Genomic DNA, 21,088 nt, shown 5'->3' on the forward strand with positions numbered 1-21,088 from the left:
ATTAAGTTTTAATCACTCATGATTTAATGAGCAAGTTAACTTGCCATTCACCCAATACACCTTTGAACCATACAGGTTTTATGATGACAGCAAATATGAAAATCGGTATTAAATACCAAGCGGCACTGAACATCATATTTAGATAAATTGATAATTCCAGTTAATCTTATAATAAAAATAAACAGTATCTCCGCAAACACTTGCCCATAAATACAAGACAATATCAGATACTTACGTTGGTTCAATATCTAAAAACCCAAGATATGCACTAACGAACTGTTCCATGTTATCTATCAACTCTTCATCCATATACTGATATTCATCAGGGATATCTAACACTTGAATATCTTTATATTTAACTAATTTGGTGAACTCAGCTTTAAGTCTACTTTTATGCTTTTCTTCCATCACAAAGATAATGTCAGCCCATAGAATGTCTTTTGCATTTACCGTTTTCCTGGCACTTGCACTAGTACCTGCTGATCTCACATTTAGTTCCGCGTGATTTTTAAATATTTTTTCTCCTGTAGGGCTACGCCACTGATTTTTACTACAGATGAATAGGATGTTTCTCAATTAATGTTCCTTCCATATATACTGCTTCTAATGAATCGAAAGTTCTGAATGAGTTATAATTACCGCTGATATTACTTTTATTTTTCACCTTCCGATTTAAGAAATCTATTTTCATTCTCTTTAGTTGGAATCATACAACTATCGTATTTGCCAAATAAATTATATCGATTTAGGGCTATACGATCATAAAGCCAATTTCTGATTCCCGTTGGGATTATTTTGAATACGTACAATATGCGCCATGGGAAACCTAGTTTATTAACGATATTTAAAAATGCATCACTTTTATCAAAGTATTGGTTACCTTCAACATATAGCATCGTATCAAAGTGACCAGTTGGCATATTGAAATGCTTTAGTATGCTCTGGCCCTCTGGAGATTGTACGCTGCACAGTTTGAAGCGCTTTCGTCTATCATACTTGATAATGAATTGACTCCAGGTATTACATAACTTGCAAACACCATCAAATAGAATCACACAATCGTTTACACCAATGTTAGGAGGATACTTTTCAACGCTCACACCTTCCCCTTTTTATCTTCATTTTCCAATTCGACAAGTAAGATCAAACTAAAACCAATTAAAGTAATGTTGGTGGTAACAGGGTTAAATGCTTCAACAAGCAATTGAGGCTGTAATACTGCTACAAAAGCTAATAAGCCAGTAAGTCCTATAATGTTTAAAATAACCATCACTTTATTACGATAAAAAATAAAGAATAAAACTCCGAAAATAACTTCACCAACTCCCGCTGATTTAGTCAACAAATAAGACAACTCACCTGATAAGCCTAAACTGGATGTCATTAGCTTTTCTAGTGGGGCTATATGTACAAGTTTTGGAAAAATCCCATGATATAACCAGCTAAAGGAAATGATGAATCTTGCAATTTGTATTGATGACAAGGTTTACCTCGTTCTATTCTAGATTATGGTTGAATTACTATTAAAGTTAGTTACTCATATATGGGTAACACTTAAAAAGATCATGTTGGTTCTATGTTTTCCAGTTCAGGTCTATTTGGCAAATCTTGAGGTAAAACCAACGCCCATACTAAGCCTAGTTTCCGTAGTAGCATCAAAACAGTCCAACCTAAATCAGATTGACCTGATTTGATCCCTAATTTTGCAGATCCAGGATACGCATGGTGGTTGTTGTGCCAGCTTTCCCCCATAGTCAATATCGCAGCAAAGCGTACATTATAACCTTGAATATGTGCACCTTTAACATGCCAGTCTCGCTCACCTTGATTGTGCGCAAAATAACCTACAAACCAATGCCCTAGAATGGAAATACTCACCCTCATACAGATGCCCCAAATAACCCAAGATATACCGCCTATTGAGAAAAACAACAACGCCCAGGGAAGTTGTTGTAACATCCAAGTTCTTTCCATAAATCTAAACACTCTATCGTCTTTGACTCTCTTTTCTAGCAAAAAGTTTGGTGGTTTATCTAATTTTAAATCACAAAACAACTGCCAACAGGCATCTATAAGCATTGGTTGTTTATGACCAAAGTAGTCGTGACATTCATGCTGACGTTGTGCCCAATCACGCATATCATGTGTTTTTATCATCCCTATAGGACCCGCTAAACCAACAATGACTCCAAGATGAACGAAAATATACTCAAGCCATAGCGGGCATTGATAACTATGATGAATTAACTTTCGATGCATACCTAAAGAATGCCCTAAGCAAAGTGAGACTGCCGTTGAAATAACAAAGACAAGAAGAGCTTCGAGAGAAAATGTTAATACACCACCAATTATCGAAAATAGCAACATACTGCCGAGCCAAAACAATTTAGTTTTCGATAATACAACTTTGCCATCATTAGCATTGCAAAAGTCTGAATCGTCTATGCGTTCGTTATGATACTTGGCTACTTTTTTGTGGTCATTCATGTGTCGTTACCTAAATGTTTAGGTGTTATCACTTCGTCCAGAAGAAATTGAGCTGACTTTCCAACAGCATATTCTTGTAATGGACCGAAATACCAAACGGGATCTAGAAAACGGTGATATTTTATCCGCAGAATGACTTTAGTTTTATTGTTACCTGTTGGCTCTAAGTTAATCTCAGTACCATAAAGTTTCAGGTAGTTTGATATATAACTGGTATCTTCAACAAATCGCGTTCGAATGTAATTATCTTCTACTTCACTAATTTCTAATTTCATACTACCTTCGTGTGTATTCGTTACAAACCATCGGTGGTAGCGAAAGTTAATAGTATGCACATCTCCTGCAACAAGTGTTTCTGCATCAATATCATAAGGCATGGGAAAAAGAGTTAATAACCAATGTCTGGACTTATTTAACTCAATAGGCTGTTGTAATTGTTTTTTAATATCATCGATATTTGCGGAGACTATTTTTTCACTGACAACTTCGTATTCCCTCTCAAAACTAAATTCGGGAACCACGCCTTCAAATGCGCTTAATAGTATGACGACTGGCAACACATGTGCATAGTTTGTCCCTTGATTCTTACTTTTTCTATACCTCTTAAATGCTTCAAGTAAAAACATCAAAAATATGATAAAAAAGTAAATGGGCATAAACATTACGACACATACAAACCCTTCAAACAGTATGATCGAGCTGCCAAGCATTATGACCAACGAAAGTATAATTATATTTACGTAGCGCCTTTTCCAATTATGAGGAGGTTCGGGTCTTTCAATGAAAAGAAGAGTGATAGCAATTAAAAATGGGATTCCGACATACAACAATGCTGAACGGTCAAAGTTGTACTCCATAAGTAACCTTATTAATACAGAAACAACACCAATAATCACTAGCAATAGGATGTTTCTGTTTCTGATTTCTTTAAAAATAGGCTTAGTCATGGTGCTCTTCCTTATTGATCATAATTAAAGAAATCAAAACAACAATAGGAATATTCTTGGTATTCGGTCCAAACGGGTGTAACCAAAAGTTAACTTGCCACTCACCCAATATGCCTTTAAACCATGCTGATTTGATGATTACAGTGAATATGTAGATCGGTATTAAATACCAAGCGGCACTAATCATCATATTGAGGTAAATTGATAAATCCATTTAATTATTCTCTGTTATCTCTAGTACCCAGGTTAAGCTGCCTTGCTTTTTTTCTTATCTCTGATCCAAAATACCGAGCCGTTTGTTTTTTTCATTTCGAATAAATCGATTGCAGCAAATAAGTCACTTAACTTTTTGAAACCGAAGTTGCGTGGATCAAAGGAAGCATGGTTTGAAATATGCGAACCGATAGTGCCTAACTGTGCCCAGCCTTCATCATCTTCAGATGCTTCTACTGCCTGGCGGAGCATATTCATTAACCTCGTATCACTTTTAATACTTGGCTTTCGTTTTTGTACAGGTTTTTCTTCTGTTTCAATATCGTCTAAGTAAAGGAACTTAGAACAACTGTTTACGAAAGCTGATGGCGCTTTACGCTCACCAAAGCCAATAACAAATTTGCCATCAGCTAATGCACGTGTAACAAGTGGAGTGAAATCACAATCTGAAGAAACAAGGCAGATAGTGTCAACATCTTTGGTGTAAAGAACATCCATAGCATCAATAACTAATGCTATGTCAGTAGCGTTTTTACCTTTGGTTAAATCAAATTGTTGAATAGGTTGAATTGCATATTCGTGAAGAACATCTTCCCAAGGCTTAATACAGGAGCTTTTCCAGTTACCGTAAGCTTTACGAATATTAACGACACCATAACGAGCTAGCTCTGAAAGTATAATGTCTATTTTAGCTGCTGGCGCATTATCAGCATCAATAAATAATGCTATTTTTTCCTTATCTTTCAAAACTTGATTCCTTTCAATATGTTATATATTAACTATTTATGACATAGCATAATTAAATATCAATAATTTTATTGTATCAGATTGTATTCATGAACAATTTAAATTAATTCTGCAGGTTATATGTAAAGTAAGTTTGATATGTGAAAAGAAATTGTAAGGGTTATATTAAAGCCGCATTAATGTAACGATGAGATAACGATTTGAACTTAGGCATAGACTTAGCACTAGAAACCCTCTTCATATGCCTGAGATGCAAAAAGCCCGCTAATCTTTCGATTAACGGGCTCTTCTTAATATGGCGGTGAGATAGAGATTTGAACTCTACTCGAAGGTTTAGCGCTATAAACCCTTTTTAATAATTCTTGAAAAGCAAAAAGCCCGCTAATCTTTCGATTAACGGGCTCTTCTTAATGTGGCGGTGAGATAGAGATTTGAACTCTACTCGAAAGATTAGCGCTACAAACCCTTTTTATTCATTCCTGAAAAGCAAAAAGCCCGCTAATCTTTCAATTAACGGTTTTCTATAATATGGCGGTGAGATAGGGATTTGAACTCTACTCGAAGGTTTAGCGCTATAAACCCTTTTTATTAATTCTTGAAAAGCAAAAAGCCCGTAAATCTTTCGATTAACGGGCTTTTCTATAATATGGCGGTGAGATAGAGATTTGAACTCTAGAAGGGCTACAAACCCTTGCCGGTTTTCAAGACCGGTGCTTTCGACCACTCAGCCATCTCACCTGAAGTTCAAAAGCATTGCTGCTTGAGAACGGAGCGAATAATAAAGGCTCGAAATTCTCTTGTAAAGGATTTATTCTATAAAAAAGTTTGTTTGCTAAAAAAATCAACAATTTGCCATTTATTTAAGCAAGTTTTGCTATTTTCGATGTTAAGGAATAGATGTGAGTAATAAAAATCTTTGTCGCTGTCCATGGTTAGATACTACAAAACCTGATTACGTTGACTATCATGATGAAGAATGGGGAGTGCCTGTTTATGATGATCAAAAAATATTTGAAAGCTTAACCCTTGAATCGGCGCAAGCGGGCCTAAGTTGGTACACCATATTAAAACGTCGTGAAGGCTATCGTGCAGCATTTGAAAATTTTGATGTCAATAAAGTTGCATTATTTAACGATGAAAAAGTGGAAGCACTTGTAGTAAACCCAGAGATTATTCGGCACCGAGGTAAAATTAAAGCGGCTATTAATAATGCTAAGCTATTTATTGCAATACAAAATGAATTTGGTAGTTTTAGCAATTATATGTGGGGCTTTGTTAATCATAAGACAATTGTTAATCATTGGAGCAATATGGCTGACTACCCTGCCACCACGAAAGAATCAGACGCTTGGAGCAAAGATTTAAAAAAACGCGGTTTTAAATTTGTTGATTCTACAATTTGTTACGCACATATGCAAGCCTGTGGCATGGTAAACGATCATAGTGTTGGTTGTTACAAACGCTCGCAAATAATCAATGAATTTGAGCAAGTTTAAGTATAGTAATTAAAAATATAGCGTGCCATAATATGTCAATATGGTGATGGGTTAATTGTTAGCTATACAAATGAATTAAAGTTAAACATTTGATTTACTCTTGAACTTTTAACATTTGACCATATCTAAAGAATATATATTTAGCATACTTAGAGGAAATTTTATGCAATCAAATATTAGTGTAAATGCTAGTAGAAGTTCAGCGATTGAAATTAACAAGGTTTTGAAAAATACCTACATGTTACTTTCTATGACTTTGGCATTTAGTGCCGTAACAGCTGGTGTTTCTATGGCGATGGGCTTGTCTCATATGGCTGCCTTAGTAATGACCCTTGTTTCTTTCGGTTTATTATTTGTTGTTAATAAGAATGCCGATAAAGCGAGCGGTATTTTTTGGATTTTTGCGTTCACCGGTTTAATGGGTGCTTCTTTAGGTCCTATGCTTAACCACTATGCTGCGATGCCTGGCGGTCCGTCATTAATCATGCAAGCATTAGGTGGCACAGCATTAATTTTCTTTGCACTTTCTGGCTACGCATTAACCAGCAAAAAAGACTTCTCATTTATGGGTGGCTTTTTAATGGTTGGTTTAATTGTTGCGGTTATTGCTATGGTAGCAAACATATTTTTCCAAATACCTGCATTATCGTTAGCCATTAGTGCTGCAATTATCATGATCATGTCTGGTTTGATTTTATTTGATACAAGCCGCATTATTCATGGTGGAGAAACAAATTACATTCGTGCAACTGTTTCTCTGTACTTAAATATTTATAATATTTTTGTACATTTATTAAGCCTTTTAGGTGTTTTAGGCGGCGATGACTAATTAACAATTAAAAATCCTTCAATGTGATTAGTAATTGTTTATACTTACCGTATAAAATATAAAGCCTCAGTAATGAGGCTTTTTTATTTCCTGTTTTTCTTTATCCTTTTTTAAATATTGTTAGTAATAGTACAAGGTAGAATATGCAACAAACTTTGGCTTTAGTGGTTACTACCCCACCGAATAGCAACTTAACCACTAGCGCAATTAATCTTATTCGCGCTGCGGCTAAAAGTGGTGTCGATATTGTTGGCGTGTTTTTTTATCAAGATGGCGTATTAAATGCGGCAAAAAACTTGTCAATTCCGAGCGATGAATATCAAACCTTAACGCAGTGGCAAACACTAAACCGTGAATATGCTGTACCGCTATATTTATGTATTACGGCGGCAGAAAAACGTGGTTTGAGTGATGGCCTTGATAAAAACGTTGCTTCAAGCATTGACTCAACATTTACTGTGTCTGGTTTAGGTGAATTGGTTGAGCTAACCAGTAACGCTGATCGAGTGGTGCAATTATAATGTCTGAAGCTATTCCTAATAACATAACAGATAACATGACTAGCAATAGAACGGTTGCAATTCTTAATACCGAAGCCCCCTTTTCTTCAGCCACGGGTAAAGAGTCTTTAGACACCGCGTTAATTTTTGGCTCTTATGAGCAAGCTATATCATTATTTTTTATCGGTGATGGCGTATTTCAGGTGATCGGGGATCAAAATGCGACAGAAATTGAAATTAAAGATTACCTGAAAACATTTTCTGCATTGGGCTTTTATGACATAGAAAATATCTATGTTTGTCGGGAGTCTTTAACAGAAAGAAATTTACCTGAAAATTTTCACATCAGCAATATACAGGTATTATCGAACAAAGATTTTAGTCAACGCTTACATCAACATAATGTAATTTTTAGGTTTTAACATGGCAATGCTACATATCATAAGAAGTTCAGGTTACAACAACAATGTATTAGCGCAATGCCTAAACATGTTATTACCCAACGACAGTATTTTATTAATGGATGATGGTTGTTATAACGTTAACCATAAACTATTACTAAAGGCACAATTAGCTGCACCTGAATTAAAAATCTACTTTATTGAACAACATGCTACTGCGCGTGCTCAAAAAAATACCGCACAGACTTTTTCACCGACGACGTTAACAGATGTCGTTACTCTACTCTTTCAACACGACAATTCAATTACTTGGTCATGACAATACTTTATAAGAATCAATCTATCGCGACGGATAAACAAGGTTATTTACTCGATTTTACCGAGTGGAATGAAGACATAGCTGTTTTATTGGCAAACGGAGATAACGTTGAGCTTTCAGAGCCGCACTGGGAAGTTATTCGTTTTGTGAGAGAGTTTTACCTAACTTACAATACTTCACCGGCAATACGCGCTTTAACCAAAGCCATGAAGGCAGAGTTTGGTGAAGAAAAAGCAAGTAGCCGATATTTGTACCGTTTGTTTAAAGAAGGTCCTGCAAAACAAGCAACAAAGTATGCCGGTTTGCCTAAACCTGCTCGTTGTATTTAAACTTTAATCATTATCTGAGAAAAAACGTGCTGTATTTTAGCAGCACATCGTTGAAGTGATTAAAACGTATCAAAGAAGCCGTATCTTATATTTTGAGACTGATATTTTGACCGATATTTCCAACGACATTACTTGATGCAGGTAGGCTTTGGTCGCCAACAGATGCAGATGCAATAAGCGCTAAAGCCATTTGCCCTTCTAATTCTGTTTGTGATTTTGTTATTTTTGCACTTTGAACAGCAAGTAAAGTTTCAGTGTTCATAGCTACGGGGTTGTTGGCATTTAGTTCTACTGACATATTTACCTCACTTTTCTCAGTTAGTTCATGTAACAGGCTATTTTATTGACTTATAAAGACAGATAAAACTTTATAGAATATATATCGACATATAGCTTTATTACTTGAGCTAATAATTTTTTGCAAAAAAAAGCGCTTACCTATGAGGTAAACGCTTTATATAAACTATTCACACTAAATCAAGTATAGCGTTGTTTATCTTAACTTAGTCTAGTTTAATGGTAATGTTGGAACGTTAATATCTGCCATTGCTAACATCACGCGTACAACCTGACAGCTGTAACCAAACTCGTTGTCATACCATACGTAAAGTACAGCACGATCGCCATCAACAATAGTGGCTTGAGAGTCAACAACACCTGCGTAACGTGAACCAACTAAATCTGTTGATACAATCTCTGTTGAAGCTGTGTAATCAACTTGGTTTTGCAATGAAGAATTTAATGAAATGTTACGTAAGTAATCATTCAATGCAGCTTTGTCAGTGGCTTTTTTCAAGTTCAAGTTCATGATAGCCATTGAAACATTCGGCGTAGGAACACGAATAGCGTTACCCGTTAATAAACCTTTTAACTCTGGTAATGCTTTAGCTACCGCTTTAGCAGCACCCGTTGTACTGATAACCATGTTAAGAGGTGCACTACGTCCACGACGAGGTGCCGGATGGTAGTTATCAATTAAGTTTTGGTCATTAGTATATGAATGAACTGTTTCAACATGGCCGTTACGAATACCAAACTCATCGTTCAATGCTTTAAGTACAGGCGTAATAGCGTTGGTTGTACAACTTGCCGCTGAAATAATAGTGTCATCGGCTAAGATCATATCGTCGTTCACACCAAAAACAATATTTTTAATATCGCCTTTTGCTGGGGCTGTAAGTAGTACCTTAGCAACACCTTTAGATTGAAGATGCTGACCTAAACCTTCTTCATCGCTCCAAATACCCGTATTATCAACAACAAGTGCATCTTTAATACCGTATGCAGTGTAATCAATTTCTGCAGGAGATTTAGCATAAATAATTTTTATGAATGCGCCGTTTGCTTTAATAACGTTGTTTTCTTTATCAATAGTAATACTACCGTTAAAAGCACCATGAACAGAGTCACGACGCAATAAACTTGCACGTTTTTCTAAATCATCTTCTTTACCTGGGCGAATAACAATAGCACGCAGGTTTAATTTAGCATTTGGGCCTGCACGTTCAATAAGTAAACGGGCTAACAAACGACCAATACGACCAAAGCCATATAGCACAACATCTTTAGTCTCTTGTACATCGTTGCCTTTAGCTGTAATGCTTAACAATTCTTTTTCTAAAAATTGTTCAATTGACAAGCCATTAGCTTCACCTTTAAATAAATAACGGTACGCTAATTTACCTACATCGATACGAGCAGGTGCTAGTTCCATTTTGGCTAACGCTTGTAAAAACGGGAAACTCTCGCGTAAACGCAACTTGTTTTCTTCGTGTAAAGCTACTGATCTATGAGCTTTAATGATGTCGATAGCAGAAGCATTAACTAGCGGGCGACCATAAATAGAAATTTCAATTCCTTTATTTCTAAATAATTGTCCAGTGATAGGCTGCATGTTTTCAGCGAATGTTTGGCGCTCTTGCCAACTAGTTTGATATTGTTCCTCAAGATGAGAAGTCATTACGTGAACCTTTTATTTCAGTCAATTGAAGATGGGTTATTAAAAATGTAAAGCTGCAATTCGTAAGTATTAATTACTAATTTCGGCGGATATTGTAATTGAACATGAAATATTTCTCTACTGGTTACAGAGGTTTTTCCAATAAAATTATTAAATAACCTGAACTCTGGATAATGAGTGCTTGATACACAAGTTAATCAAAAGCTTAAGTAGTAAAGTAAATGCTATAGCAGGTATACATCACGAATAGATACCATCAATGCTTCATTCTATGCCACTTGCAAGGCAAAACGTTGATGAATAGCGCGCTATTTATCGACGTTTACCGCAGATAATGGCTTAAAGTGAGCATTGAGTAAGTGCTGCTTATCCAGAACTCAGGTTAATTAAATACAGTTTATTGCAACAGCAGCAGTTTATTTTTTATTTCAAGTAAAACGAGCAAAGAATATCAATAAAGAAGAGGTTTTAATACTTGATAACACAGGTAATTAAGTATCAGCGCTAAATGTGTATATAGCTTGATAAATTGGAATGCAGTGCCCCGTTAAAGCACTTAGGCTATTAATTACCACTAGTTTATATAATATCAATTAACCTAGTGGTAATTAAAACTTCGCCATTGCAGCGAGGTTAATTAAGCTTGAGGTATTTCTATCATATCACGCGCTTCGCTTGACCAATTAACATGATATTTTTTACCTGTGTTTTTATCAATACGTTCAAAGGTGTGCGCACCAAAAAAGTCACGTTGTGCTTGTAATAAATTTGCAGGAAGCACAGCGCAGCGAATAGAGTCATAATATGATAATGCTGAAGATATTGCGCCTGTTGGAATACCCATTAGCGCTGAATTTGAAACCGACTTACGCCAGTTAATTTGATGCTTACTTAATTGCTCAGAAAAGAAAGTATCAAATAACAAGTTATCTAAATCTGGTTCGCGTTCAAATGCTTCGGTTATTGACTGTAAAAATGCCGCTCTAATAATACAACCTGCACGCCAAATTTTTGCAATACTGGCAAAGTTTAGCTGCCAGTTATGTTCTTTTTCAGCCAATTTCATTAGTTGAAACCCTTGAGCATAAGCACAAATTTTAGCACTGTAAATAGCGCCATGAAGCTGCTCAATAAATGCTTCTTTTTCAGAAGCGTCAACTGCAGCAATCTCTGGCCCGGCAAGAATTGCTGAAGCTTTAATACGTAAATCTTTAAAAGATGAAATTGAACGCGCGTAAACTGCTTGAGCAATAGTTGGTGCCGGAGTACCAAGTTCTAAACTACTCACCGCTGTCCACAATCCTGTGCCCTTTTGACCTGCTTTATCTAAAATTAAATCTACTAATGGTGTTTCTTCGTCGCCAACACGGTGACGTAAAACTTCTACAGATATTTCCATTAAATAGCTTTCTAGCGGCCCTTTATTCCAACGTGAAAAAATATCGGCTATTTCATCGCTACTTAGCCCTAAGCCATCGCGAAGCATTTGATAAGCTTCACAGATAATTTGCATGTCAGCATATTCAATACCGTTATGTACCATTTTTACATAATGTCCGGCACCAGCAGGTCCTATATAAGCAGCACAAGGTTCGCCTTCTGTTACTATTTCACCGGGTTTTGTACGTTCAATTGGCTTACCCGTTTCAGCGTCTACTTTAGCGGCTATTGCTTCCCAAATAGGTTTAATTCGAGTCCAAGCATAAGGAGAGCCACTTGGCATTAACGCCGGACCAAAACGTGCGCCCACTTCACCACCTGAAACCGCTGAAGAAAATAAAATAAAATTGCTTTTATATTTCTTTTCACGCGCAACGGTATCCACCCATAAGCTATTACCAGTATCAATAACAATATCGTCAGGTTGAACACCTGCACCAATTAAGTTTTCACATACTTGGTCGACAGGAGCACCTGCCGGCACAGATAATACAATAAGGTGTGGAGGCTTTAAGCGTGACAGTAATTCCGTATAAGAAGTACATCCAACAACACGTGCGCTAGGTAAGCCACTTTCAGCCTTATCTTGCGCTATAACATCGTCAACTTTACCAAGATCAAGATCAAAAGCAGCAATACTGTAACCATTATCAGCTAAGTTCAGCACTAAGTTTTTCCCCATAACGCCTAAGCCTATAAAACCAATATCGCATACACTGTTGTTTTTCATTATAAAATATCCAGTAAAGTTAAAAATAACGCATTATAGCATCATCAATTAATAGAGATAATTCGTTAAATACTAACGAAAAATAATTATTTCTTTGTATTCTACTCTTAAATGCAGACATTTTAGTAACAATACGTAACAAAACAAGCATTAAATCGATATTTAGAAAGATTAATCGATTTAAAACTTGTAATTCCCGACAAATGGTGTAATTTTACTACATAATATATTTGAATTTTGTTTTAAAGGTTTCATTATGACAATTAAAGTAGGCATTAACGGGTTTGGTCGTATTGGTAGATTCGTATTTAGAGAAGCATTTGCTCGAACAGATGTTGAAATTGTAGCCATTAACGATTTGATCGACGTTGATTACATCGCTTATATGCTTAAATATGACTCTACTCACGGTCGCTTTAATGGCACTGTTGATATTGTTGATGGGCATTTAGTTGTAAACGGTAAAAAAGTTAGAGTGACTGCAGAGCGTAACCCACTAGATTTAAAGTGGGATGAGGTTGATGTTGACGTTGTTGTAGAGTCAACGGGTTTATTTCTAACTGACGAATCTGCTCGTAAACATATAGCAGCTGGTGCGAAAAAGGTTGTGCTTTCTGCTCCTTCTAAAGATGCGACTCCAATGTTTGTTATGGGTGTTAATCACACTGAATATAAAGGACAGGACATTGTTTCAAATGCTTCTTGTACGACTAACTGCTTAGCACCTATTGCTAAGGTATTAAACGACAACTGGGGCATTAAAGATGGTTTAATGACGACAGTTCACGCAACTACAGCAACGCAAAAAACTGTTGATAGCCCATCAGCTAAAGATTGGCGTGGCGGTCGTGGTGCAGGACAAAACATTATTCCTTCATCAACCGGCGCAGCAAAAGCTGTGGGTAAAGTAATTCCTGAGTTAAACGGTAAGTTAACGGGTATGGCATTTCGAGTACCTACCCCAAATGTTTCGGTTGTTGATTTAACGGTTAATCTTGAAAAGCCGGCTACATATGAAGAAATATGTGCAGCAATGAAAGCAGCTTCACAAGGTGCTTTAGCAGGTATTTTAGGGTACACAGAAGATGCTGTTGTTTCTAACGACTTTATTGGTGAACGTTGTACTTCAGTTTTTGATGCTGAAGCCGGTATTGCGTTAACAGACACCTTTGTTAAAGTTGTTTCTTGGTATGACAATGAAATTGGTTATTCTAATAAAATTTTAGACTTAGCGACTTATATTTCTAAATAAAGCATCGTTTGTTAGGAATAACTGAACTAAAGCCAGATTTAATCTGGCTTTTTTAATTCTACTGCCGATACAAATATAGTTAAATTTACATCTCCTTAAGCTAACTGACGACTATTATCTAAAGTTGAACTGGCTTTCGATTCCCTTAATAAGTATAGTCACATTTTCACTAGTACACTTCTATACCAACACGGTAACACTCATCTAATGAAACAATGCTGCAACAAAGAAATGTCTTGGGTTATATATATTTTCGGGTAGATAAGTCAGTTAAAATGAATTTTTCATTGTTAATCTGGCAAAAATAATAGCGGTGTGTGGAAACACCTCTAATACCAATTGATATAAATACTTTAGAGATGGAGTGTTTATTTACCGTATGTTTGCTCGCATTCTAAAAATAAAATTTACACTTATAAAAAAGCCGCTCACCTTAAGTGAGCGGCATAATTAATATCTGGCTAATAACTAACTAACTAACTAACTAACTAACTAACTAACTAACTAACTAAAGAAATACGATTCAAGTTAATTTAATTGTTTACCTTCAATTATATTTAGCTAGGTTTAGCCTTTACTATTTAACATGCTCAAGTGCTTGCTTGGCTAAACGCGTAATCTCTTGCCAATTTGCCTGTTGTATAATTTCGTCAGAAACTAACCAAGAACCACCACAACAAGCAACATTAGATAAGGCTAAATAATCTCTAATATTATTGATGTTTATACCACCCGTTGGACAAAACTTAATGTCGGGGAATGGGCCGCCAATAGATTGAAGTGCCTTAACACCGCCAGAAGCTTCAGCAGGGAAAAACTTAAGGTGATCGTAACCTGAATCTATACCGTCCATTAACTCTGATATTGACGAAATACCAGGAATTAGTGCCAAGTTACCTTCTTTACCCGCTTGTAATAAATCTTTAGTTAAGCCAGGGCTAATGGCAAACTTTGCGCCAGCGTCGTAAGACTGTTGCAACAATTCACGATTAGTAACCGTTCCTGCGCCAATTACTGCTTCAGGTAAGTGTTTAGCTATGGTGCTGATCACTTCTAAAGCCGCTGGAGTGCGCAGTGTAACTTCTAAAACTTTTATATCCGCAGCTAATAATGCTTCTGCAATCGGCAGTGCATCTTTAACATCTTTGATCACTAAAACGGGAACTATAGGGCCCATTGCAAACAGATCTGACGGCTGAATTTGCCATTTATTTGATAAAGTCATAATTCCTCTTAATAATTCATAGTGTTAGTTGTTTGGTTTATAGTATTGGCTTGGTTTTGTTGTGAGATAAACTGTTTAAGATACGCTGATGCGCCAAGTAAACCAGGCTGTTCCTCTGTAACGACAAATGTTGGAATGGGCTGATTAAAACTTGATAATCTACCTTTTGCTTCAAATCTTTTTCTAAACTCACTGTTTGAAAAAAACTCAATAAAACGTGGAACAATACCGCCGGCAATATAAACACCACCGTAGCTTCCAAGCGTTAAAGCTAGATTGCCAGCAAAACTTCCAAGAATTCGACAAAACTGCGCTAAGGTTTCTATACATAAGCTGCAATCGTTCGCTAATGCTTTTTCTGTGATCTCTTTAGCCGGCAATACAGTTGCTTCGCCATTTTTTACAAAGCTCAACGCCTGATAAATTTGTTCGATACCTAGACCTGACAATAACTGCTCACTAGAAACTCGTGCATATTTTTTTGATAGAAACTGTAATATTGCAATTTCTTGTTCATCAACAGGAGCAAAATCTACATGACCACCCTCACCGCTTAAGCTATGCCAGTTTGTATCTACAGGAATTAAATTAGCAACCCCTAAACCTGTACCAGCGCCGCAAATTGAAATAGGCTTGTTGGCAAGTACTTCTCCAATACCAATTTGAACTTTTTGATTGGCACCTAAATGCGGAATTGAATGAGCGATAGCGGTAAAGTCATTAATTAATATCAATTCATTAAGAGAAAGTTGTGCTTTTAATTGTGATTGTGAAAACTGCCAAGGTAAATTGGTCATCACAATAAGATCTTTATCTACTGGGCAAGCAATAGCTAAACAAGCATTAACTTTTTTACCAATTAACTGATGCTTAGTCATAAAGTCTGTTAATACAACTGACAAGCTTTCATGTTCAGCACATGCGTAGATGGTAATATCGGCAATATTGCCGCGCGCGTCGACTTGGGCGACACGCATATTGGTTCCACCAATATCAGCAATAATGTTTAATTCGTTTAGAGGCATAATTATGATTCGCCTTGAAAGTTCTCATCAAAAAGTGAACAGGCACCTGTTTCAGCAGAGCTTAAGTTACGACGCATAAAACCAAAAAGTTCACGCCCCATACCTTGGTGATGGCCATTGACTTTAAAAGTGGCGTTTTCACGTTTTGCTAATTCACTTTCTTCAACTAATAATGTTAGCTCGCCTGTTTCACCATCAAGTAAAATCATGTCACCGGTGTTAATTTTAGAAATTAATCCGCCATCTAACGCTTCTGGGCATAAATGAATGGCTGCAGGGACTTTACCTGACGCACCCGACATTCTGCCGTCGGTAACTAACGCAACTTTGTAGCCTTTGTCTTGTAGCACACCTAATGGTGGCGTTAGCTTATGTAATTCAGGCATACCACGCGCTTTAGGTCCTTGAAAGCGAACAACCGCAATAAAGTCTTTCTCTAATTCACCTGCATTAAAAGCAACGTCTAGTTCATGTTGATCTTCAAATACAACCGCTGGTGCTTTAATCACAAAACTACCCTCACGAAGTGAAGATGTTTTTAACACTGAAACACCTAAGTTACCTTTCATTACTTGCAGACCACCATGGCTACTAAACGGCTTAGCAACGCTAGCAATGATTTCGTCATCGCCTGAAGTTGTAGCACTGTCAATCCACAATAGTTTGCCATTTTCTAGCACTGGGCGCTGGGTGTAACGTGTTAAGCCACGTCCACAAATGGTTTCAACGTCTTCATGTACCAAACCTGCATCAATCAGCTCTTTAAATAGCAATGCCATGCCACCCGCTTCTTGAAATTGATTAATATCAGCATGACCATTTGGATAAATACGTGTAAGTAATGGCACAGCATCAGATAAATCATTAAAATCTTGGAAGTTAATAATAATACCTGCGGCTTTAGCGAAGGCTATAATGTGCATGGTTAAATTGGTAGAGCCACCCGTAGCTAACAAAGCAACAATTGCATTAACAATTGAACGTTCGTCAACCATTTTACCTATTGGCATGTAGTTGCCCGATTGCTGAGTTAAACGGGTTACTTGGCGTGCAGCGGCTTTGGTTAACTCTTCACGTAGTGGTGTATTCGGGGCAATAAAAGAAGCACCAGGTAAATGTAAACCCATAACTTCAACCACTAATTGGTTTGAATTTGCCGTACCGAAGAAGGTACATGTACCTGCACTATGATAAGACGCAGATTCAGCTTCTAATAACTCTTCTTCACCCACCTCACCTTTTGCGTACTGTTGACGAACGCGTGCTTTGTCTTTGTTAGGTAAACCAGAAGGCATAGGACCAGCAGGTACAAATACTGTAGGTAAATGGCCAAAGGTCATACTTGCGATTAGTAAGCCTGGTACAATTTTGTCACAAATACCTAACATTAAAGCGCCGTCGAACATATTGTGCGACAAGGCAACAGCTGTAGACATTGCTATTACATCACGGCTCATTAAACTTAAGTCCATGCCTGGTTGACCTTGAGTCACCCCATCACACATAGCAGGAACGCCACCAGCAAACTGTGCAACACCACCTGTTTCTTTAACCGCAGCTTTAATAATATCAGGGTAAGTTTGGTAAGGTTGATGCGCAGAAAGCATATCGTTGTATGCAGATACAATAGCAACATCAGAATGATTAACACCGCGTAATGTTGTTTTATCGTCTTTACCACATGCGGCAAAACCATGTGCTAAATTACCACAGGATAAATTAGCACGGTGTACTGTTGTTGATCTTTCACCTTCAATTTTTTCAAGGTATGCAGCGCGACTCGCTTTACTGCGATCGATTATGCGCTGTGTGATACTGAGAATATTTTTATTCATAGAAATTTTAGTCATAATTAAAGTGCCCAATAAACTTGTGTATTTACGTCTGGTGCTTGTAAAAATGCTCTGATCGGCATTTCACGGCATTCTTGCCCGGCAATAGCAGTTGCTAACACTTGCTTCTTGCTTGCACCGCTTATATGTAAAAAGGTATTTTTACTTTGCGACAATGCAGCAAAGCTAAAACTAATACGCTGATATGCTGCAGATTTTGGTGTAACTTTTATCAGTGCTTCGCTATCTTTAGCTAAACACTGTGTTATTTCGTCACTGCAAGGAAATAACGAAGCAGTATGACCATCTTCACCCATGCCTAGAATTAATACATCTAAGGGTAATAACTCTTGATTCGCCACTATGTTTAAATCATTAAGCGTTTCATCAGCTAATTCATCACCTTGTTTCAGATGAAAAAAATTCGCATTTACTGCTTCATTTTGTAATAAATTTTCGTGTACTAACTTGGTGTTACTATCGCTCGATGTAATATCCACCCAACGTTCATCTGCTAAGGTAATAGTAATTGCTCGCCAAGCCAGTTTCTTCTTTGATAAAGCTTGAAAAAAACCTTTAGGGGTTGAGCCCCCTGAAACAGCAATACTTGCTTTTCCTTTCGATTCAACTGCAGCGGTTAATATCGCTGCAACTTTATCTGCTAGAGACTCATCTAATAATTCACGTTGTTCGAACTCGTTAATTTGATACATTATTCTACCCAATGGCGATCATCACGCGCTATTAAAGAAATTGATGAAACAGGTCCCCAAGAACCTGCTGCATATGGTTTTGGTGCACTATTTGTTGATTGCCATGCTTCAATAATGCTATCAGCCCAGCTCCAAGCCGCTTCAACTTCATCACGTCTTACAAACAGTGATTGATCGCCTTTAATCACTTCAAGAAGCAACCGTTCATAAGCACCTACAACTCGCTGGTTGTCATATGTTTTTGAAAAGCTTAAATCTAGCTTGTTTTCATGAATTTGCATTTGTGAAGCAATACCTGGAATTTTATTCATCATTTCAAGCTCAACGCCTTCGTCAGGTTGCAAACGAATCGTTAATTTATTTGATGGCAATTCAGCATAGCTCTCGTTAAAAATGTTATGCGCTTGTTGTTTAAAGTGTACAACAATCTCGCTGTGTTTCTGTGGCATACGTTTACCAGTTCTCAAGTAAAATGGAACACCCGCCCAGCGCCAGTTGTCTATTTCTGCTTTAATAGCCACAAACGTTTCCGTCGTACTATTTGCTTTTGCACCTTCTTCATTTAAATATCCTGGTACAGCAACACCGTTTAAGTAACCATCTGCATATTGGCCACGAACGGTTTTTTCTTTAACATTCTGTAAAGTAATAGGCTTAAGCGCTTTTATTACTTTTAACTTTTCATCTCGAATACTATCAGCACCTAAATCTGCCGGTGGTTCCATTGCTAGTAGCGACAACACTTGTAATAAATGGTTTTGCACCATGTCACGCATTTGACCCGCTTCGTCATAAAAACCCCAACGCCCTTCAATACCAACACTTTCGGCTACAGTAATTTGCACATGGTCGATACAGTTACGATCCCAGTTATTGGTGAATAAACTATTAGCAAATCGTAAAACTAACAGGTTTAAAACAGTTTCTTTACCAAGATAATGATCAATTCGATAAATTTGATTTTCTTTAAAGTAACGTGAAACTTGATCGTTAATGACCTTAGATGACTCTAAGCAATGACCGATAGGTTTTTCCATTACGACTCTATCAGTATCAGCGATGAGATCAGCTGACTTTAAGCCTTCGCTAATATCACCAAAGATAGCAGGAGGTGTTGAATAATAATAAACACGAGCGCCCTCAAATGTAGCTAAGGTTTCTGCAAGGTTTTTATAGGCATTAATATCTTTAAAGTCGAGTTGTTGGTAGACCAGTCGTGAAAGAAACTTGCTTACGATATCTTCATCTAACGCTTCAGGAATAAACTCATTCAAACTGTCATTTATTTGTTTTGTAAAATCTTCCAGCGCAAGATCATTACGAGCAACAGCAATAATGCGGGTGTCATCACTTAATAGCCCTGCGAGTTCTAATTGATATAGAGACGGTAAAAGTTTGCGACGAGATAAGTCTCCAAGTGCTCCAAAAATAACAATTTCACTTGCTAAAGGTTTATCTAAATTTTTCATAGCATGTATTCTCAATTTTTTATTTTACTGTAACTAAACTACATATATAGCTAATTTATCTGCTATGGCTTCGACAGTAAAGGACTTTCTGTAAGTTTATTACATTGATGGTTTTTCATTTAAAAACAGTCTGTACAGAGCCATTTTATATACAGATATATATATAAAGTTTGCAAAAACTACTACTTTTGTTTTATATTAGCGTAAAATATGAAATTAATTTTCATATTTTCTGTTGTAAAGACAGAAAACAAATTACAGTTACGCTTAATATAGACAGTATAGTACTAATTAAGTAACCCGCTAAGGCTAAAACGTAATGAATATATTAGAAAAAATCGCCAACGAGTTAGAAACTTTCAGTAAATCTGAACGTAAAGTGGCAGAAGTTATATTATCATCACCCGGTACTGTTATACATGCCAGTATCGCCGCCTTGGCGAAGCAAGCAAATATAAGTGAACCAACCGTTAATCGATTTTGTCGCCGTCTTGATACTAAAGGCTACCCTGACTTTAAACTTCATTTAGCACAAAGTCTTGCTAACGGTACGCCTTATGTTAATCGACATGTTGACGAAAATGATTCAGCTGATGAATACACCTCAAAAATTTTCGAATCTACTATGGCTAATCTCGAATTAGCTCGTAAAAGTTTAGACACTTCTACGATTAATCGCTCAGTAGATTTATTAACCCAAGCGAATAAAATATCATTTTTTGGCTTAGGCGCTTCAGCAGTTGTGGCACATGACGCACAAAATAAATTTTTCCGCTTTAATGTCCCTGTTGTTTATTTCGATGACATATTAATGCAACGTATGAGTGCTATTAATAGTCGTCAAGGAGATGTTGTAGTTGTTATATCTCATACCGGCAGAACTAAAGCTTTAGTCGATGTTGCAAGTTTAGCGCGTGAAAACGATGCTACCGTCATAGGGATAACAACTGCAGGTACCCCACTAGCAAAAGAATGTAACTTTGTATTGTCGGTAGATGTTGCTGAAGATACCGATCTTTACATGCCAATGGCTTCACGTATTGCCCAGCTTACATTAATTGATTGTTTAGCGACTGGGTTTACCTTGCGTCGTGGCACAAAATTTAGAGACAATTTAAAGAAAGTTAAAGACAGTCTGCGCAGCTCTCGGTTTGAACGTAAAGACTAATTAGTA

The 21,088-nt window shown here is 36.9% G+C and carries 23 protein-coding genes and 1 tRNA gene; 8 read left to right on the plus strand and 16 right to left on the minus strand.

What is annotated here, in order from left to right; genetic code table 11:
- Positions 1-231: 231 nt before the first annotated feature.
- From B6A32_RS10230 to B6A32_RS10265, 8 genes are all read right to left on the minus strand, one after another.
- Positions 232-576 (minus strand): low molecular weight protein tyrosine phosphatase family protein, encoded by a 345-nt coding sequence (locus B6A32_RS10230; protein ID WP_085303605.1) that lies wholly within the window; start codon positions 574-576, stop codon positions 232-234.
- A 77-nt stretch (positions 577-653) separates the two neighbouring features.
- Complete coding sequence (locus tag B6A32_RS10235; RefSeq protein WP_085303608.1) at positions 654-1,100, minus strand: thiol-disulfide oxidoreductase DCC family protein; 447 nt, start codon at positions 1,098-1,100, stop codon at positions 654-656.
- On the minus strand, positions 1,097-1,483 hold the full coding sequence (locus B6A32_RS10240; protein WP_085303610.1) for a DoxX-like family protein: 387 nt from the start codon (positions 1,481-1,483) through the stop codon (positions 1,097-1,099). The genes B6A32_RS10235 and B6A32_RS10240 overlap by 4 nt, the downstream gene beginning before the upstream one ends.
- 80 nt (positions 1,484-1,563) lie before the next feature.
- On the minus strand, positions 1,564-2,487 hold the full coding sequence (locus tag B6A32_RS10245) for an acyl-CoA desaturase (protein WP_085303612.1): 924 nt from the start codon (positions 2,485-2,487) through the stop codon (positions 1,564-1,566).
- The gene (locus B6A32_RS10250; RefSeq protein ID WP_233131379.1) at positions 2,484-3,434 is read right to left on the minus strand and encodes a hypothetical protein; all 951 of its coding nucleotides are present in this window, start codon (positions 3,432-3,434) and stop codon (positions 2,484-2,486) included. The genes B6A32_RS10245 and B6A32_RS10250 overlap by 4 nt, the downstream gene beginning before the upstream one ends.
- Positions 3,427-3,648, minus strand: coding sequence for a hypothetical protein (locus B6A32_RS19435; RefSeq protein WP_233131380.1), 222 nt, complete (start codon positions 3,646-3,648; stop codon positions 3,427-3,429). The genes B6A32_RS10250 and B6A32_RS19435 overlap by 8 nt, the downstream gene beginning before the upstream one ends.
- Before the next feature lie 32 nt (positions 3,649-3,680).
- Positions 3,681-4,394, minus strand: coding sequence for an NYN domain-containing protein (locus tag B6A32_RS10260; RefSeq protein WP_085303614.1), 714 nt, complete (start codon positions 4,392-4,394; stop codon positions 3,681-3,683).
- Between the two features lie 647 nt (positions 4,395-5,041).
- Positions 5,042-5,132: transfer RNA gene (locus B6A32_RS10265), tRNA-Ser, on the minus strand.
- A gap of 161 nt (positions 5,133-5,293) precedes the next feature.
- On the opposite strand from B6A32_RS10265, the gene B6A32_RS10270 reads away from it, so the two are divergent.
- The 6 genes from B6A32_RS10270 (at position 5,294) to B6A32_RS10295 (ending at position 8,268) form a co-directional block, all read left to right on the plus strand.
- The gene (locus B6A32_RS10270) at positions 5,294-5,890 is read left to right on the plus strand and encodes a DNA-3-methyladenine glycosylase I (RefSeq protein WP_085303616.1); all 597 of its coding nucleotides are present in this window, start codon (positions 5,294-5,296) and stop codon (positions 5,888-5,890) included.
- 163 nt (positions 5,891-6,053) lie between these two features.
- On the plus strand, positions 6,054-6,719 hold the full coding sequence (locus tag B6A32_RS10275; RefSeq protein WP_085303618.1) for a Bax inhibitor-1/YccA family protein: 666 nt from the start codon (positions 6,054-6,056) through the stop codon (positions 6,717-6,719).
- Positions 6,720-6,862: 143 nt separating this feature from the next.
- On the plus strand, positions 6,863-7,240 hold the full coding sequence (gene tusD, locus B6A32_RS10280) for a sulfurtransferase complex subunit TusD (RefSeq protein ID WP_085303620.1): 378 nt from the start codon (positions 6,863-6,865) through the stop codon (positions 7,238-7,240).
- On the plus strand, positions 7,240-7,641 hold the full coding sequence (gene tusC, locus B6A32_RS10285; RefSeq protein ID WP_233131381.1) for a sulfurtransferase complex subunit TusC: 402 nt from the start codon (positions 7,240-7,242) through the stop codon (positions 7,639-7,641). Before tusD ends, tusC begins: the two co-directional genes overlap by 1 nt.
- 1 nt (position 7,642) lies before the next feature.
- A complete protein-coding gene (gene tusB, locus B6A32_RS10290; protein WP_085303622.1) occupies positions 7,643-7,939 on the plus strand; it encodes a sulfurtransferase complex subunit TusB in 297 nt (98 codons plus the stop codon).
- Positions 7,936-8,268, plus strand: a complete 333-nt coding sequence (locus tag B6A32_RS10295; protein ID WP_101685947.1) for a TusE/DsrC/DsvC family sulfur relay protein — start codon at positions 7,936-7,938, stop codon at positions 8,266-8,268. Before tusB ends, B6A32_RS10295 begins: the two co-directional genes overlap by 4 nt.
- Positions 8,269-8,353: 85 nt before the next feature.
- Here the strand turns inward: B6A32_RS10295 and B6A32_RS10300 are convergent, their stop codons facing one another.
- The 3 genes from B6A32_RS10300 to gndA all read right to left on the minus strand — a co-directional run bounded on the left by B6A32_RS10300 (position 8,354) and on the right by gndA (position 12,398).
- The gene (locus tag B6A32_RS10300) at positions 8,354-8,566 is read right to left on the minus strand and encodes a hypothetical protein (RefSeq protein ID WP_085303626.1); all 213 of its coding nucleotides are present in this window, start codon (positions 8,564-8,566) and stop codon (positions 8,354-8,356) included.
- Between the two features lie 210 nt (positions 8,567-8,776).
- Entirely contained in the window at positions 8,777-10,228 is a 1,452-nt protein-coding gene (locus tag B6A32_RS10305) for a glyceraldehyde-3-phosphate dehydrogenase (RefSeq protein WP_085303628.1), read from the minus strand.
- Between the two features lie 637 nt (positions 10,229-10,865).
- Positions 10,866-12,398 (minus strand): NADP-dependent phosphogluconate dehydrogenase, encoded by a 1,533-nt coding sequence (gndA, locus tag B6A32_RS10310; protein WP_085303630.1) that lies wholly within the window; start codon positions 12,396-12,398, stop codon positions 10,866-10,868.
- 256 nt (positions 12,399-12,654) lie between these two features.
- Here gndA and gap point away from each other — a divergent pair, with 256 nt between their 5' ends.
- Positions 12,655-13,650 (plus strand): type I glyceraldehyde-3-phosphate dehydrogenase, encoded by a 996-nt coding sequence (gene gap / locus B6A32_RS10315; RefSeq protein ID WP_085303632.1) that lies wholly within the window; start codon positions 12,655-12,657, stop codon positions 13,648-13,650.
- Between the two features lie 577 nt (positions 13,651-14,227).
- On the opposite strand, the gene B6A32_RS10320 is transcribed toward gap, so the two are convergent.
- The 5 genes from B6A32_RS10320 to zwf are packed head-to-tail and all read right to left on the minus strand — an operon-like array spanning position 14,228 to position 19,914.
- Positions 14,228-14,875: a bifunctional 4-hydroxy-2-oxoglutarate aldolase/2-dehydro-3-deoxy-phosphogluconate aldolase gene (locus B6A32_RS10320; protein WP_085303634.1), complete on the minus strand. Its 648-nt coding sequence runs from the start codon at positions 14,873-14,875 to the stop codon at positions 14,228-14,230.
- An 8-nt stretch (positions 14,876-14,883) separates the two neighbouring features.
- Positions 14,884-15,900, minus strand: a complete 1,017-nt coding sequence (locus tag B6A32_RS10325; protein ID WP_085303637.1) for a glucokinase — start codon at positions 15,898-15,900, stop codon at positions 14,884-14,886.
- 2 nt (positions 15,901-15,902) lie between these two features.
- Positions 15,903-17,735: a phosphogluconate dehydratase gene (gene edd, locus B6A32_RS10330; protein WP_085303869.1), complete on the minus strand. Its 1,833-nt coding sequence runs from the start codon at positions 17,733-17,735 to the stop codon at positions 15,903-15,905.
- 17 nt (positions 17,736-17,752) lie between these two features.
- Positions 17,753-18,445: a 6-phosphogluconolactonase gene (gene pgl, locus B6A32_RS10335; protein ID WP_085303639.1), complete on the minus strand. Its 693-nt coding sequence runs from the start codon at positions 18,443-18,445 to the stop codon at positions 17,753-17,755.
- Positions 18,445-19,914 (minus strand): glucose-6-phosphate dehydrogenase, encoded by a 1,470-nt coding sequence (gene zwf / locus B6A32_RS10340; protein WP_085303641.1) that lies wholly within the window; start codon positions 19,912-19,914, stop codon positions 18,445-18,447. The genes pgl and zwf overlap by 1 nt, the downstream gene beginning before the upstream one ends.
- A gap of 319 nt (positions 19,915-20,233) precedes the next feature.
- On the opposite strand from zwf, the gene B6A32_RS10345 reads away from it, so the two are divergent.
- Positions 20,234-21,082 carry a MurR/RpiR family transcriptional regulator gene (locus B6A32_RS10345; RefSeq protein ID WP_085303644.1) on the plus strand — a complete coding sequence of 283 codons (849 nt, stop codon included), beginning with the start codon at positions 20,234-20,236 and terminating at the stop codon, positions 21,080-21,082.
- Positions 21,083-21,088 lie beyond the last annotated feature (6 nt).

The sequence above is a fragment of the Colwellia polaris genome, assembly GCF_002104515.1.
GTDB classification, from domain to species: domain Bacteria; phylum Pseudomonadota; class Gammaproteobacteria; order Enterobacterales; family Alteromonadaceae; genus Cognaticolwellia; species Cognaticolwellia polaris.

Excerpts from the sequence above, each read along its gene's own strand:
- B6A32_RS10245 (WP_085303612.1), bottom strand. The coding sequence starts at position 2,487 with ATGAATGACCACAAAAAAGTAGCCAAGTATCATAACGAACGCATAGAC.
- B6A32_RS10250 (WP_233131379.1), bottom strand. The coding sequence starts at position 3,434 with ATGACTAAGCCTATTTTTAAAGAAATCAGAAACAGAAACATCCTATTG.
- B6A32_RS19435 (WP_233131380.1), bottom strand. The coding sequence starts at position 3,648 with ATGGATTTATCAATTTACCTCAATATGATGATTAGTGCCGCTTGGTAT.
- B6A32_RS10275 (WP_085303618.1), top strand. The coding sequence starts at position 6,054 with ATGCAATCAAATATTAGTGTAAATGCTAGTAGAAGTTCAGCGATTGAA.
- tusD (WP_085303620.1), top strand. The coding sequence starts at position 6,863 with ATGCAACAAACTTTGGCTTTAGTGGTTACTACCCCACCGAATAGCAAC.
- tusC (WP_233131381.1), top strand. The coding sequence starts at position 7,240 with ATGTCTGAAGCTATTCCTAATAACATAACAGATAACATGACTAGCAAT.
- tusB (WP_085303622.1), top strand. The coding sequence starts at position 7,643 with ATGGCAATGCTACATATCATAAGAAGTTCAGGTTACAACAACAATGTA.
- B6A32_RS10295 (WP_101685947.1), top strand. The coding sequence starts at position 7,936 with ATGACAATACTTTATAAGAATCAATCTATCGCGACGGATAAACAAGGT.
- B6A32_RS10300 (WP_085303626.1), bottom strand. The coding sequence starts at position 8,566 with ATGTCAGTAGAACTAAATGCCAACAACCCCGTAGCTATGAACACTGAA.
- B6A32_RS10305 (WP_085303628.1), bottom strand. The coding sequence starts at position 10,228 with ATGACTTCTCATCTTGAGGAACAATATCAAACTAGTTGGCAAGAGCGC.
- gndA (WP_085303630.1), bottom strand. The coding sequence starts at position 12,398 with ATGAAAAACAACAGTGTATGCGATATTGGTTTTATAGGCTTAGGCGTT.
- gap (WP_085303632.1), top strand. The coding sequence starts at position 12,655 with ATGACAATTAAAGTAGGCATTAACGGGTTTGGTCGTATTGGTAGATTC.
- B6A32_RS10320 (WP_085303634.1), bottom strand. The coding sequence starts at position 14,875 with ATGACTTTATCAAATAAATGGCAAATTCAGCCGTCAGATCTGTTTGCA.
- B6A32_RS10325 (WP_085303637.1), bottom strand. The coding sequence starts at position 15,900 with ATGCCTCTAAACGAATTAAACATTATTGCTGATATTGGTGGAACCAAT.
- edd (WP_085303869.1), bottom strand. The coding sequence starts at position 17,735 with ATGAATAAAAATATTCTCAGTATCACACAGCGCATAATCGATCGCAGT.
- pgl (WP_085303639.1), bottom strand. The coding sequence starts at position 18,445 with ATGTATCAAATTAACGAGTTCGAACAACGTGAATTATTAGATGAGTCT.
- zwf (WP_085303641.1), bottom strand. The coding sequence starts at position 19,914 with ATGAAAAATTTAGATAAACCTTTAGCAAGTGAAATTGTTATTTTTGGA.
- B6A32_RS10345 (WP_085303644.1), top strand. The coding sequence starts at position 20,234 with ATGAATATATTAGAAAAAATCGCCAACGAGTTAGAAACTTTCAGTAAA.